At 66.3% G+C, this 13,610-nt stretch carries 11 protein-coding genes and 1 tRNA gene; 10 read left to right on the top strand and 2 right to left on the bottom strand.

The window, feature by feature from the left end:
- Positions 1-35: 35 nt before the first annotated feature.
- The 4 genes from ACN6O8_RS11780 (at position 36) to ACN6O8_RS11765 (ending at position 5,234) form a co-directional block, all read left to right on the top strand.
- Positions 36-659: a TetR/AcrR family transcriptional regulator gene (locus ACN6O8_RS11780; RefSeq protein ID WP_427991230.1), complete on the top strand. Its 624-nt coding sequence runs from the start codon at positions 36-38 to the stop codon at positions 657-659.
- Between the two features lie 36 nt (positions 660-695).
- Complete coding sequence (locus ACN6O8_RS11775) at positions 696-1,844, top strand: acyl-CoA dehydrogenase family protein (RefSeq protein ID WP_076408659.1); 1,149 nt, start codon at positions 696-698, stop codon at positions 1,842-1,844.
- Positions 1,845-2,405: 561 nt separating this feature from the next.
- Positions 2,406-3,635 carry a CaiB/BaiF CoA transferase family protein gene (locus tag ACN6O8_RS11770; RefSeq protein WP_427991229.1) on the top strand — a complete coding sequence of 410 codons (1,230 nt, stop codon included), beginning with the start codon at positions 2,406-2,408 and terminating at the stop codon, positions 3,633-3,635.
- A 69-nt stretch (positions 3,636-3,704) separates the two neighbouring features.
- Complete coding sequence (locus ACN6O8_RS11765; protein ID WP_427991228.1) at positions 3,705-5,234, top strand: 3-hydroxyacyl-CoA dehydrogenase; 1,530 nt, start codon at positions 3,705-3,707, stop codon at positions 5,232-5,234.
- Positions 5,235-5,328: 94 nt separating this feature from the next.
- Here the strand turns inward: ACN6O8_RS11765 and ACN6O8_RS11760 are convergent, their stop codons facing one another.
- Positions 5,329-6,240: a c-type cytochrome gene (locus ACN6O8_RS11760; protein WP_427991227.1), complete on the bottom strand. Its 912-nt coding sequence runs from the start codon at positions 6,238-6,240 to the stop codon at positions 5,329-5,331.
- A 232-nt stretch (positions 6,241-6,472) separates the two neighbouring features.
- On the opposite strand from ACN6O8_RS11760, the gene ACN6O8_RS11755 reads away from it, so the two are divergent.
- Positions 6,473-6,547: transfer RNA gene (locus ACN6O8_RS11755), tRNA-Arg, on the top strand.
- Positions 6,548-6,626: 79 nt separating this feature from the next.
- Here the strand turns inward: ACN6O8_RS11755 and ACN6O8_RS11750 are convergent.
- Entirely contained in the window at positions 6,627-7,517 is an 891-nt protein-coding gene (locus ACN6O8_RS11750) for a LysR substrate-binding domain-containing protein (RefSeq protein ID WP_427991226.1), read from the bottom strand.
- A gap of 113 nt (positions 7,518-7,630) precedes the next feature.
- On the opposite strand from ACN6O8_RS11750, the gene ACN6O8_RS11745 reads away from it, so the two are divergent.
- Genes ACN6O8_RS11745 through ACN6O8_RS11725 form a run of 5 tightly spaced genes read left to right on the top strand, consistent with a single transcriptional unit; the run spans position 7,631 to position 13,587 of the window.
- Positions 7,631-8,512: an alpha/beta hydrolase gene (locus ACN6O8_RS11745; protein WP_427991225.1), complete on the top strand. Its 882-nt coding sequence runs from the start codon at positions 7,631-7,633 to the stop codon at positions 8,510-8,512.
- Between the two features lie 60 nt (positions 8,513-8,572).
- Positions 8,573-10,150 carry an ABC transporter substrate-binding protein gene (locus tag ACN6O8_RS11740; protein WP_427991224.1) on the top strand — a complete coding sequence of 526 codons (1,578 nt, stop codon included), beginning with the start codon at positions 8,573-8,575 and terminating at the stop codon, positions 10,148-10,150.
- A 7-nt stretch (positions 10,151-10,157) separates the two neighbouring features.
- On the top strand, positions 10,158-11,099 hold the full coding sequence (locus ACN6O8_RS11735; protein WP_427991223.1) for an ABC transporter permease: 942 nt from the start codon (positions 10,158-10,160) through the stop codon (positions 11,097-11,099).
- A complete protein-coding gene (locus tag ACN6O8_RS11730) occupies positions 11,096-11,953 on the top strand; it encodes an ABC transporter permease (RefSeq protein WP_427991222.1) in 858 nt (285 codons plus the stop codon). Before ACN6O8_RS11735 ends, ACN6O8_RS11730 begins: the two co-directional genes overlap by 4 nt.
- Positions 11,954-11,955: 2 nt before the next feature.
- Entirely contained in the window at positions 11,956-13,587 is a 1,632-nt protein-coding gene (locus ACN6O8_RS11725; protein WP_427991221.1) for an ABC transporter ATP-binding protein, read from the top strand.
- Positions 13,588-13,610 lie beyond the last annotated feature (23 nt).

Below are 13,610 nucleotides of genomic sequence, written 5' to 3'. Positions count from 1 at the left end.
TTGCCGGGGCCGCCGCCGCCGCACCAGGCTCCCTCATGGCGACTTCCGCTGCTCCCGTCTCCAAACGCGCCCGCGCCGGCCGCCCGCCGACCCTGGCGGCGCCGCGCGAACGCATTCTGGCCGAGGCCGCCAAGCTATTCGCGCGCAGCGGCTACGACGGCAGTTCGGTGTCCGACCTGGCCGCCGCCATCGGCGTGTCCAAGGCCGCCATCTATCACTACTTCACCACCAAGCAGGACATCTACGACGCCATCATCCTGGCCGTGCTCAATGGCCTGACCCAGAGCGTGGGCCAGGACGTGGCGCGCGCCGAGGGCGGCGCCGCCCGCCTGCGCGCCTTCATGGTGGGCCACGCGCGCTACTTCGAGCAGCACCACGCCGAGTTCGTCACCATGCTGATCGGCTATTCCGGCATGGCGCTGCCCGAGCGCGAGGACGCCGCCCGCCTGCGCGACGGCTACGAGAAGCGCCTGCGCGACCTGATCGCGCAAGGCGTGGCCGAAGGCGCGTTCCGGCCCCTGGACGTGCCCGCCACCGGCCGCGCCGTGCTGTCGATGCTGAACTGGATGGTGCGCTGGTACAAGCCCGGCCAGGGCGACAGCGCCGAGACCATCGCCGCCGGCTACTTCGATTTACTGGTTGGCGGCATGCGCCCCTGAGCGCCGCCGCCCCGCATACCCCGAGAGACTCAGATCATGGCCCTGGATACCGAAACCCTGAACCTGTTGTTGGACGCCGTGCGCCGCTTCGTGCACGAACGCCTGATCCCCGCCGAGGACGAACTGGCCGCCAGCGGCCAGGTGCCGCCGGACATCGTTGCCGAGATGCGCGAGCTGGGCCTGTTCGGCCTGTCGATCTCGCCCGACCACGGCGGCCTGGGCCTGACGATGGAAGAGGAAGTGAAGGTGGTGTTCGAACTGGGCCAGACCTCGCCCGCGTTCCGTTCGCTGGCCGGCACCAACATCGGCATCGGTTCGCAGGCCATCGTCCTGGCCGGCACCGACGAACAGCGCGCCCGCTACCTGCCGCGGCTGGCCAGCGGCGAACTGATCGGCTCGTTCGCGCTGACCGAACCCGATGCCGGCTCCGACGCCATGGCGCTGCGCCTGTCGGCCGAACGCGACGGCGACCACTACGTGCTCAACGGCACCAAGCGCTACATCACCAACGCGCCCATCGCCGGCCTGTTCTCGGTCATGGCGCGCACCGCGCCCGAACGCCGCGCCAATTCCATTTCGTGCTTCCTGGTCGAAGCCGGCACGCCGGGCCTGATCATCGGCAAGCCCGACAAGAAAATGGGCCAGGCCGGCGCGCTCACCAGCGACGTGGTCTTCGACAACTGCCGTGTCCCCGCCTCGGCCCTGCTCGGCGGCGAGGAAGGCAACGGTTTCCGCACCTCGATGCGGGTGCTGGACAAGGGCCGCCTGCACATCTCGGCCCTGTGCGTCGGCATTGCCGACCGCCTGCTGCGCGACGCCGTCAAATACGCCACCGAACGCAAACAGTTCGGCCAGCCCATCGCCGAGTTCCAGCTGATCCAGGCCATGATCGCCGACAGCCAGGCCGAACTCTACGCCGCCCGCTGCATGGTTCTGGACGCCGCCCGCCTGCGCGACCGCGGCGAAAACACCACCATGCAGGCCGCCTGCTGCAAACTCTACGCCACCGAAATGGTCGGCCGCGTCGCCGACCGCGCCGTCCAGATCCACGGCGGCGCCGGCTACATGTCCGAATACGCCGTCGAACGCTTCTACCGCGACGTGCGCCTGTTCCGCATCTTCGAAGGCACCTCGCAAATCCAGCAACTGGTCATCGCCCGCGAGGTCATCAAGGCCAACAGCTAGGCAGGGCGAAGGCGTGGCGGGCATCCACCCGCCACGCCCGATGCCGGAACCTCATCATTGGAGCAATAGGGCAGGGCGCCATGCATCGTGTGCCGCGAGGCGCCCATGCAACGTGAAGATCCTCCACCCACGTGCAGCGTCATCACTCAAACGCAAAACAGCATGTACGCCAAAGAAGGCTGCCCGCGCAGCCGCCTTTGGCGGGCCCCGCCCCACCTCTCCACCCCCCCGATGGTCGTCACCAGAATGCCAAGCACACCGTCCGTCCCAGCGCCTGTCATGAGCCTTCAGTGCAGCCCTTTGCCGTGGGGCGCGGGGTGCGGGGGGCGTGTAGATGCGCCCGGCGGAAACCGTAGGGAGCCGAAGGCGGACGAGGTTGAGCCCGGGGCAGTCCGGAGCGAACGCTCCGGACCGCAATCGTAGCCCCCCGCACCCCGCGCCCCACGGCAAAGGGCGTCTCAAGAACCCAATCGCGTCCACGCCCCGACCACCCCAACACACCCAAGCCCCCACCGGCTAATATCCCCACTGACCCACCACTCTTTGGCGAAAAGATAAAAGATGTCGCAACGTCCCGCTCCCCTGACAGGCATCCGCGTCCTGGACCTGACTCGCGTTCTCGCCGGCCCCTGGTGCACCCAGAACCTGGCCGACCTCGGCGCGGAGGTCATCAAGATCGAACGTCCCGGCGCTGGCGACGACACCCGCGCCTGGGGCCCCCCTTACCTGAAGGACGCGGCCGGCAACGACACCACCGAGGCCGCCTACTACCTCTCGGCCAACCGCAACAAGTTCTCCGTCGCCCTCGACATCGCCTCGCCGCGCGGCGCCGAGCTGGTGCGCGCACTGGCCTTGCAGAGCGACATCCTGGTCGAGAACTTCAAGGTCGGCGGCCTGGCCAAATACGGCCTGGACTACGCCAGCCTCAAGGAAGTGAATCCGCGCCTGATCTACTGCTCCATCACCGGCTTCGGCCAGACCGGCCCCTACGCCAGCCGCCCCGGCTACGACTTCATGATCCAGGGCATGGGCGGCCTGATGAGCATCACCGGCGAGCGCGACGACCTGCCCGGCGGCGGTCCGCAGAAGGCGGGCGTGGCCGTGGCCGACCTGATGACCGGCATGTACTCCACCGTCGGCATCCTGGCCGCGCTGCACGAGCGTTCCGTCAGCGGCCTGGGCCAGCACATCGACATGGCGCTGCTGGACTGCCAGGTCGCCATGCTGGCGAACCAGAACCTCAATTACATGACCTCCGGCAACGCCCCGCGCCGCGCCGGCAACGCGCACCAGAACCTGGTGCCGTACCAGGTCTTCGCCGCCAGCGACGGCCACCTGATTGTCGCCGTGGGCAACGACAGCCAGTTCCGCAACTATTGCGGCGCCATCGGCCTGCCCGAGCTGTCGGCCGATCCCCGGTTTTCCACCAACCCGCAGCGTGTCAAGAACCGCGAGGCGCTGGTGCCGCTGCTGGCCGAGCGCATGGCCAGCGGCGCGCGCGACCACTGGCTCGCCGCGCTCGAAGCCGTCGGCGTCCCCGCCGGCCCGATCAACACGCTCGACCAGGTCTACGAAGACCCGCAGGTGCTGGCGCGCGGAATGAAGCGCGAGCTGCCGCACCCGACGGCCGGCACGGTGCCGATGGCGGCCAGCCCCTTGAAGTTCTCGGGCAGCCCGGTTCAATACCGCCGCCCGCCGCCCATGCTGGGCGAACACACCGCGCAGGTGCTGTCCGAAAAGCTCGGGCTGTCGGCCGCGGAAATCCAGGCGCTGGCGCAAAGCCCGTCCTGATCCGCCGGCGGCAGCCGCTCGCCGCGCCTGGCGCGGCGCACACACCATTCCAATGACAGGCAGGAGAAGTTGATGACGGAGATTCAAACCATCGGCGTCGTGGGCGCCGGGGCCATGGGGCGGGGCATCGCCCAGATCGCGGCGCAGGCCGGCCTGCGGGTGCGCCTGTACGACACCAGCGCCGACGCCGTGGCCGCCGCGCGCGAGTCGCTGCGCCAGACCTGGGACAAGCTGGCGCAGAAGGGCAAGCTGACGGCCGCCGACGCGCAGGCCGCGCTGGAACGCGTGGAGTCCGCCACCGCGTTGACCGACATGTCGCAATGCCAATTGGTGGTCGAAGCCATCGTCGAGCGCCTGGACGTCAAGCGCGACCTGTTCGCCGCGCTGGAAGGCGTGGTGGCCGATGACTGCATCCTGGCCTCCAACACCTCGTCGCTGTCGATCACCGCCATCGCCGCCGCCTGCAAGCTGCCGCGGCGCGTCGCGGGCTATCACTTCTTCAACCCGGTGGCGCTGATGAAGGTGGTCGAGGTCATCGACGGCCTGCGCAGCGCGCCCGAGACCGGCGACGCGCTGGCCGAACTGGCGCGCCGCATGGGCCACACGCCGGTGCGCGCCAAGGACATGCCCGGCTTCATCGTCAACCACGCCGGTCGCGGCATGAACACCGAAGGCCTGCGCGTGGCGCAGGAATCGGTGGCGAGCTTTGCGCAAGTGGATGCCATCATGCGCGAGCAGGCCGGTTTCCGCATGGGCCCGTTCGAGCTGCTGGACCTGACCGCGCTGGACGTCTCGCATCCGGTGATGGAATCCATCTACCGCCAGTTCTTCGACGAGCCGCGCTTCCGTCCGTCGCCCATCACCACCGTGCGCCTGGCCGGCGGCCTGATCGGCCGCAAGGCCGGCGAAGGCTTCTACAAGTACGTGGATGGCCAGAAGCAGGTGCCCGCTGAACCGCCCGTGCCGACGCTGCCGCAGGGGCTGAAGATCTGGGTCAGTCCCAAGCATGGGGAAGGCTACGCGCGCGCCACGGCGTTGCTGGAAAAGCTGGGCGCGCCGCTGGTGTCGGGCGCCGCGCCGGCGGCCGATGCGCTCATCATCGTCACGCCGTTCGGCGAGGACGTCTCCACCACCGTCTCGGCGCAGGGGTTGGACCCGGCGCGTTGCGTCGGCCTGGATACCTTGCACGCCTTCGACAAGGCGCGCCGCCGCACCCTGATGGTGTCGCCGGGCACCGAGGCCAAGTGGCGCGATGCCGCGCACGCGGTGCTGGCCGGTGACGGCGTGCCGGTGTCGGTGGTCGAGGACTCCCCGGGCTTCGTGGCGCAGCGCATCGTGGCCATGATCGTCAACATCGCCGCCGACATCGCGCAGCAGCAGATCGCAACCCCCGAGGACATCGACCGCGCGGTGACGCTGGGCCTGGGCTACCCGACGGGGCCGCTGGCCTTGGGCGATGCGCTGGGCGCCGAGCGCATTCTCGAGATCCTCAAGAACATGCAGCGTGTCACGGGCGATCCGCGCTATCGCCCCAGCCTGTGGTTGCAGCGCCGCGTGCAGTTGGGCATGTCGCTGTTGAAGACGTCCGCGGCCGATTGAAGCCGCGCCAAATGAAAAGCCCCTCGATGCATCGAGGGGCTTTTCTTCGTCCCGCGCGGCGTGGAGGTCGCGCGGCGCGTAGGACGCGCGTGGCTTACTTGGCCGCGTCCACCATGTATTGCACGGCCGCGCGGATGTCGTCTTCCGAGGCGTCGGCCGCGCCGCCCTTGGGCGGCATGGGCGGCTTGCCCTGCATCGCGACCTTGACCATGGCGTCCATGCCGGTCTTGATGTAGGGCTCCCAGGCGGCCTTGTCGCCGAACTTGGGGGCGTTGGCCACGCCGGTGGCGTGACAGGCGAAACAGACGCTCTTGTAGAGCTTTTCGCCGGCGGGGTTGACCGCGGCGGTTTGTTGCGGCGCGGGCGCGGCGGCGGCAGGAGCCGGTGCGGCGGCAGCCGGAGCTGCTGCGGCGGGAGCTGCGGCGGCCGGTGCGGCAACGGCCGGCGCGGCAGCGGCCGGCGCGGCGTCGGCTTCCTTCTTGGCGCCGTCTTCAGCGGGGGCGGCCGGTTCCGGCAGCGAGCCGCCGGACTTGTTGGCCATGTAGACCACGGCGCGCGCGACTTCGTAGTCCGACAGCGCCGGGTTGCCGCCCTTGGCGGGCATGCCGCCCTTGCCGTGCAGGGCCACGTTCAACATGGCGTCAAAGCCGGCGTTGATGAAGGGCGCCCAGGCGGCGTTGTCCCCGACCTTGGGCGCACCCGCCACGCCGGCGGTATGACAGGCCGTACAGACGGCCTGGAAGACTTGTTCGCCGGTCTTGAAGACCTTGGGCGCGTTGGCGTCGACCAGCTCGAATCCCGCGACGGGGGCAATGCGTTTGGTGATGGCTTCGGTGGATAGCGTATCCGAGCCGGCGCCGACCTTGGCGCCCGAGGCGACCATGTTCACCAGTAGGATGATGATGGCGATGGGCACCACGAAGGCCAGAACGACCGTGACGATCAGTTGCTTCGGGGTCTTGATGGGGGAGGAGTGCTCTTCTATGTGTTCCTGCTCGTTGCTCATGACCAAATCCTGCTAACGGGTACCGGGGGCGCCTTGGCGGCGGCAACAGAAAATCAGTACTGCACAAGTCGGCGGCAACCCATGCCCGCCTGCAAGCAAACGCTGGATTATATAACGGTGTCAGGGACGATCGTCCAATGTGTCAGGACGGGTTTTCGATGAGTTTGCCGGAAGATTTGATCCAGTTCATGCAGATCGCGCAAAACTGGGTACAATACCGCCTCCTTGCGCTGCGCCCGTAGTTCAATGGATAGAATGAGAGTTTCCGAAGCTCTTGATACAGGTTCGATTCCTGTCGGGCGCGCCAGCCAATCAACGGCTTGCTTTTTTCTGGGCCCGCCCTGGGCCTGTTTGTGCCCCTGGTCCCCACTGGGACGCTAGCCTCGCTAGCGGATGCCCCGCGAATCCAGGGCGACGCGCAACGACCTGCGGATTTCACTGGTCAGATGGCGCTTGCGGCTTTGCTCCACGATGCTGATGCTGCGTAATTCCTGCGGCCCCGGCAGCGACAGCACTTTCAAGGCCGGATCCTCATTCCAATGGACGTTTTGCAGCCACGGCACCAGGCTGACGCCCACTTGCTGGCGCACCAGCGCCGCAATGCCAAGAATCGAATTGAGCTCCAGGATTTCCCGCGGCTTGACTCGCAAGCGGCGCAATACCCGGTCGGCTTTGGAACCGGTGGCGGTGTTGCGGTCATAGCGAATATAGGGCTGAGTGGCCAGCAGTTCGCGGATGTCCGGCGTTCGGGCGTGGGCCTGCGCACTGGCCAGCAAGATCAGCGGCTCGTCATATAGGCGCGAGCAACTCAGACCTTTGAAGTCTTGTCGGGGCGATGTCACCACCACCGCGGCATCCAGCTCACCGGCCTGCAGCAGTGGCGCCAATTCGTCCGAGCGCGCGCTGGTCAGCGTGACCGACACCTTGGGGTGGACGGCCTTCAGCCGCACCAGGCAATTGGCCAGCAGTCCCATGGCCGAAATGATGCCGCCGACCGTGACTTCGCCTTCCATGCGCACGTCGCGCTCAGGGTCTTCCAGCATTGCTTCGTAATCGGCCACCAGGCGCCTGGCCCGCGGCAGCAAGAGCTGCCCTTCGCGGCTCAAACTCGTCTGCCTGTGGTGGCGCTCGAACAGCGCGCGGCGCATGTCATCTTCAAGCGCGCGCATTTGCTGGCCGACGGCGGCGCTGGTCAGCGCGACCCGATCGGCAGCGGCAGCAAAGCTGCCTTCCTCCGCGACAGCAATGAAAGTTCTCAGAAAGCGGATGCTGCTCATGTCGAGTCGGTTTCAGGTAAAGGTTTACTTTACCCCGATTAAAAATAAATTAGATTTTCTTTGATCAGGCGCTGGCGGATACTGCGGATCTTTCTCATTGAATGGTGTAGACCATGAGCACTGCCACCGCGGAATCCCAGGCTGAACTGCAGGCGCGCCAAAGCGCGCGACGTCTCTACGATCAAGGGCTGCCGACGGTCTATTCCCATGCGGGCGACAAGCGCTTTGCCTATTGCCTTTACGTGCCGGAATCCATCGAAGAGGCGACGCGCCCGGTGGATCTGGTGGTCGTGGTCCACGGTTCCAACCGCGCGATGGAGACCTATCGCAACAGCTTTGCGGAATTTGGCCGCTGGAACGATTGCATCATTCTGGCGCCGCTGTTTCCGGTGGGTGTGCAAGGCGATGGCAATGGCGACGGCTACAAGCAGATCCTGGAAGGCGATATCCGCTATGACCGGATCCTGCTGGAAATGGTCGCCGAGGTCGGCAAGAAGTACGGCCGTAACTTCGACACTTTTGCGCTTTTCGGTTATTCGGGTGGCGGCCAGTTCACCAATCGCTTCTGCTACCTGCACCCCGATCGGCTGTGGGCCGCGTCGATAGGCGCGCCGGGTTCGGTCACGTTGCTGGATACCGATCGCAAGTGGTGGGTGGGCGTGGCCGACATGGCGGCGCGCTTTGGCAAGGCGCTGAATCTGGACGCCTTGCGTCAAGTACCCATCCACCTGGTGGTGGGCGCGGCCGATCTCGAAACCTGGGAGATCACCCATCGCCCCGGCGGCAAGCACTACATGGAGGGCGCCAATGACGCTGGCCGCACCCGGCCCGAGCGCCTGGCGCGTCTGCGCGCCAGCATGGAGGCGGCGGGGGTGAACGTGACGCTTGAGCAGATTCCGAACGTGCCTCACATGGGTATCAAAGTCATGCCTGCCGCGCAGAAGTTCTTCGCCGCGGTGTTGCGCCAACGGCGGGCCCGCCACGTGCAGCGATAAGCACGCGCGGCGTGGCCCTGATCCGGCCGGCCATCCATTCCATCGAAGCAGGAGTACTTCATGCGCAACACTGTCAAAGCCGCCCTGAGCTACGCCGCGCTGGCGTGGGCCCTGGCGACGGGCAGCGCCCACGCCGCCGAGCCTTCACGCATCCAGGTCGGCATCAGCGGTGATATCCGCAGCACCGATCCCGGCGTCAACCGGGACGAGAACACCGACGCCGTCGTCATGCATATGGTGGAGGGCCTGGTGGCCTACCGCGAGGACGCTACCGTGGGCCCCATGCTGGCCGAATCGATCAGCGTGTCCGACGACGGGCGCAGCTACCGCTTCAGATTGCGCGAGGGCGTGCGTTTTCATAACGGCGCGCCGCTGACCGCGACCGAGGTCTTGTGGACCTGGCGTCGTTACCTGGACCCCAAGACGCAATGGCGCTGCCTGGCCGACTTTGATGGCCGGGGCCTGCTCAAGGTGCAGGACATCAGCAGCCCGGATCCGATGACCGTGGTCTTCACGCTGGAGCAACCCAACGCCCTGTTTCTGGCGACCATGGCCAGAACCGATTGTGGCGGCACCGGCATTCTGCATCCAGACTCGTTGACGCCCGACGGCGCATGGCGTGCCCCGGTGGGCACCGGCCCCTTCAAAATGGGGCAGTGGCAACGCGGTCAATATATCGAGCTGCAACGCTTTGCCGGGTACGCCGCGCGGGCCGAGGCCAAGCCGGATGGCTATACCGGCAACAAACAGGCGCTGGTGGATCAACTGCGCTTTATCGTGATTCCCGACAGTGCCACGGCCAAGGCCGCGCTGATGGCGCGTGGCGTCGATCTGCTGCCCGACGTCACGGCAACGGACGCGACCGACTTGAAGCCGGCCAAGGGCCTGACCATCCAGGTCAGCCCCGCCATGTCCATCAACGGCTTGCTGTTCCAGACCCGCGACCCGCTGCTGAAAGATGTGCGCATCCGCCGCGCCATTGCGCTGTCGCTGGATTACGGCCAGATGGTGGCCACACTGTCCAGTGGCCTGTCCAAGGTCAACAACTCCGCGGTGCCCAGCAGCAGCACCTACTATGACGCGGCCACCGCCCAAGGCTATCGCACCGATCTGGCCGAGGCGCGCGCCTTGTTGAGCGCCGCCGGCTATCGCGGCCAGCCGATCCGGATGATCGTGAACAAGCGCTATCCGCAGATGTTCGATATGGGCATCCTGAGCCAGGCCATGCTGGCGGCCGTGGGCATCAATATCCAGATGGAAACGCTGGAGTGGGGCACGCAGCTTGAACGCTACCAGAGCGGCAACTATCAAATGATGTCGTTCTCCTATTCGCCGCGTTTCGATCCGGCCTTGAGTTTCGAGCAGGTGCTGGGCGACAAGGCCAAGGAAGCCCGCAAGGTCTGGGACAACGCCGAGGCCATTGGCATCCTGCGTCAAGCGATGCGCGAAGCCGATCCGGCCAAGCGCCAGGCGCTGTTCGATCGGTTGCATGGCATGCTGATCCAGGATGTGCCCATGGTCATCATCTACAACGGCACCGCCATCGGTGCCTTCCGTGATGAAGTCCAGGGCTATCGAACCTGGCCGATATCCAAGCCACGCCTGTGGGGCGTGTCTGTGGCGGCGACCGCGAAATAGGCCAGCCATGTTGCGATTCTTCGTTCAGCGCCTGGGTATGGCCCTGCCCACGCTGCTGCTGATCTCGATCATGGTGTTTGGCCTGATCCGCTTTATCCCCGGCGATCCGGCATTGCTGATGCTGGGGGATATGGCGGACGCGCAAAGCCTGGCCGAGATGCGCAAGGCCCTGGGGCTCGGTCAGGCTTTCCTGACCCAGTATCTGATCTGGATCCGGGCCGTGCTGAGCGGCGATTTCGGCCTGTCGATCAGCAGCGGCCAGCCGGTGCTGGATCTGTTGGTCGAGCGCTTCAGTGTCAGCGCCGTCATCGTCCTGATCTCGGTGGGCCTGGCCGTGCTGCTGGCCGTGCCGGTGGGCCTTTACGCGGCCTGGAAGCAGAACAGCATGATGGATTTGGGGCTGGTAGCCGGCGCCACCTTGCTGCTATCGATCCCGGCCTTCTGGCTGGGATTGCTGCTGCTGTACTGCTTCGGCATGAAACTGGGCTGGCTGCCCATCGTTGGCTATGTCAGCGTCAGCGCCGATCCCTTGCGGGGGTTGAGCTATCTGGTCTTGCCGGTCGTGACGCTGACGCTGGTGGAGTTTGGCTCGATTGCCCGCATGGCGCGCGCCAGCACCATCGAGGTCTTGCGGCTGGAGTACATCGCTCACGCCCGCGCCAAGGGGCTGTCGGAAACGGCGGTGTTGTGGGGCCATGCCTTGCGCAATGCCTTTGCGCCGACCTGGACGCTGGTGGGCCTGATCCTGGGCAATCTGCTGGGCGGCATCGCGGTGCTGGAAACCGTCTTCACCCTGCCTGGCATAGGCCGGCTCATGGTGGATTCGATCTTCGCGCGTGACTACCCGGTCCTGCAGGGGTGTCTGTTGCTGATCACCAGCATTTACGTGGTGGTGAATTTGATGGTCGACCTGCTGTATCCGGTCTTTGATCCGAGGGTGAAGCTATGAATGAGCACGCCATCGCGCTGCCGGCGGCGCCTGCGCGGCGCCGCCGCCGGCCGGCGCTCAATGCCTTGATCGGCGGCGGTCTCTTGCTGGGCTTGGCCGCGTTGGCCCTGTTGGGCCTGGTATGGACGCCGTATGATCCGCTGAAGCTGGATCTGGGCTCGCGCCTGCAGGCGCCGGGCGCGCTGCATTGGCTGGGCACGGACGAGTTCGGCCGCGATGTCCTGAGCCGTCTCATCATCGGCGCCTCGACCAGCCTGTGGATCAGTCTCCTGTCGGTGACGGTGGCGCTGGTCTGCGGCACCATGATCGGCATGCTGGCCGGCTATCTGCGCGGTTGGACCGACCGGATCCTGATGATGTTCAACGATGCCTTGCTGGCATTTCCCGGGATTCTGCTGGCGCTGGGCATCATGGCCGTGGTCGGCGCCAGCCAATACAGCATCGTGCTGGCCCTGGGCATGGCCTATACGCCGTCGGTGGTGCGGGTGGTGCGGGGCAGCGTGCTGTCGCTGCGGGAACGCGAGTTCATCGAGGCATCCCGAGTCATCGGCAATGGCGAGCTGTATACGATGGTTCGCCATATTGTTCCCAACTGCCTGGCACCGGTGTGCGTGCTGGCCACCAGCATGTTCGGCTGGGCCTTGCTGTCCGAAAGCGCCTTGAGCTTTCTGGGCCTGGGCGTGCCGCCGCCCGCCGCCACCTGGGGCAGCATGTTGGCGGCCAGCCGGCCCTACATCGCCACGGCCGCCTGGCTGGGCGTGTTCCCCGGCGTGCTGATCAGCATGGCCTTGCTGGGTATCAATCTGTTTGGCGACGCCTTGCGCGATCGCCTCGATCCGCGCATGAGGAAGTGAGCATGACCGATAAAGCGCCACTATTGGCTGTCAAGGAGCTCCGGATCCGTGCCGGTCAGGATGGCCCGCTGGCCGTCGACGATGTCAGCTTCGAGCTCGCGCCTGGCGAGATCGTGGCGTTGGTGGGGGAGTCGGGCAGCGGCAAGACCATGGCCGCCCGCGCGGTGATCGGCCTGTTGCCCGCGCCCATGCAGTTGGCCGGCGGCAGCATACGCTTCAAGGGCCAGATGCTGGACACGCGCAATGTCAGGGCCTTGCGCCGTTTGCGGGGGGCCGAGATCGGCATGGTGTTCCAGGAACCCATGGTCTCGCTCAATCCGGCCCTGACTATCGGCCGGCAAATGAGTGAAGCCCTCAAGCTGCATACCCGGCTCAGCGCCGCCGAGATACGCCAGCGCTGCCTCACCATGCTCGAACGCATCGGTATCAAGGATCCGTTGCGTTGCCTGGCGGCCTATCCGCATGAGTTCTCGGGCGGCATGCGCCAGCGCATCATGTTGGCGTCGGTCATGCTGCTGCGTCCGGCCCTGTTGATCGCCGATGAGCCGACCACGGCGCTGGACTGCCTGGCGCAATTGGACGTTATCGAGCTGATGTTGGAACTGACCCGCGAGCAGGGCACGGCCGTGCTCTTCATCAGCCATGATCTTTCGCTGGTGGCGCGCTACGCCGACAAGGTGGTGGTCATGCGCAATGGGCTGGCGGTCGAGCAGGGGCCGACAGCCGCCATTCTGCTGAACCCGCAGGCCGAGTACACCCGTCAGTTGCTGGAAGCGCTGCCGCGCCGTGGCCCGCTGCCCGCCTTGCCCGAGGCCGACGCGCCGCTGGTCGAGGTCAAAGGCGTGTGCATCGAGTATCCCGGCCAGCGCGCTTTCTGGCGGCGTGGCGCCGCCTATCGGGTGGTGCGCGGCGTGGATCTCACGATCGCGCCGGGCGAAACCCTGGCCTTGGTCGGCGGCAGCGGATCCGGCAAGACCACGCTGGGGCGCGCGGTGGCGGGTCTGGTCAAGCCTTGCGCCGGCAGCATCGCGTTTCAGGGGATGGATATGCGCAAGTCCGTCAATCGTAGCGCCCGCCTGCAATGCCAGATGATCTTTCAGGATCCTTATTCTTCGCTGGATCCGCGTATGCGCATCGGGCAGATCCTGGCCGAGCCCTTGCGCCATAGCAATGACCTGAACGATGCGCAGCGCCGCGCGCGGGTGGCGCAAACGCTGGTCGATGTCGGCCTGAACCCGTCGTTCCACGACCGCTTCCCGCATCAACTGTCCGGCGGCCAGCGGCAGCGCGTGGCCATCGGCCGGGCGCTGGTGCGGCGGCCGAAGCTGGTCATTGCCGATGAGCCGATTTCGGCGCTGGACATGACCATCCAGAAGCAGATTCTGGATTTGTTCGAGCGCCTGCAGAAGCAATACGGGTTTGCCTGCCTGTTCATCTCGCATGATCTGGCGGCAGTGGAACGGATCGCGCATCGCGTCGCGGTCATGAGCCAGGGTGAAATCGTCGAAATCGCCAGCCGCGATGCCTTGTTCGACGAACCGCGGCACCCCTACACGCGCAAATTGCTGGCCGCGGCCTGCCCGCTGGAGAAGCTGCCTGACGGTGGCTACCGCATCCGCGTGGCGCAACACTGAGCCGGCCCCCGTTTCAACCCTTC

It is taken from the genome of Achromobacter sp. (assembly GCF_050285565.1).
In the GTDB taxonomy this organism is placed as follows: Bacteria; Pseudomonadota; Gammaproteobacteria; order Burkholderiales; family Burkholderiaceae_B; genus Achromobacter.
The sequence above is the reverse complement of the archived record's forward strand: the minus strand, read 5'-3'. Positions and strand labels throughout refer to the sequence as shown.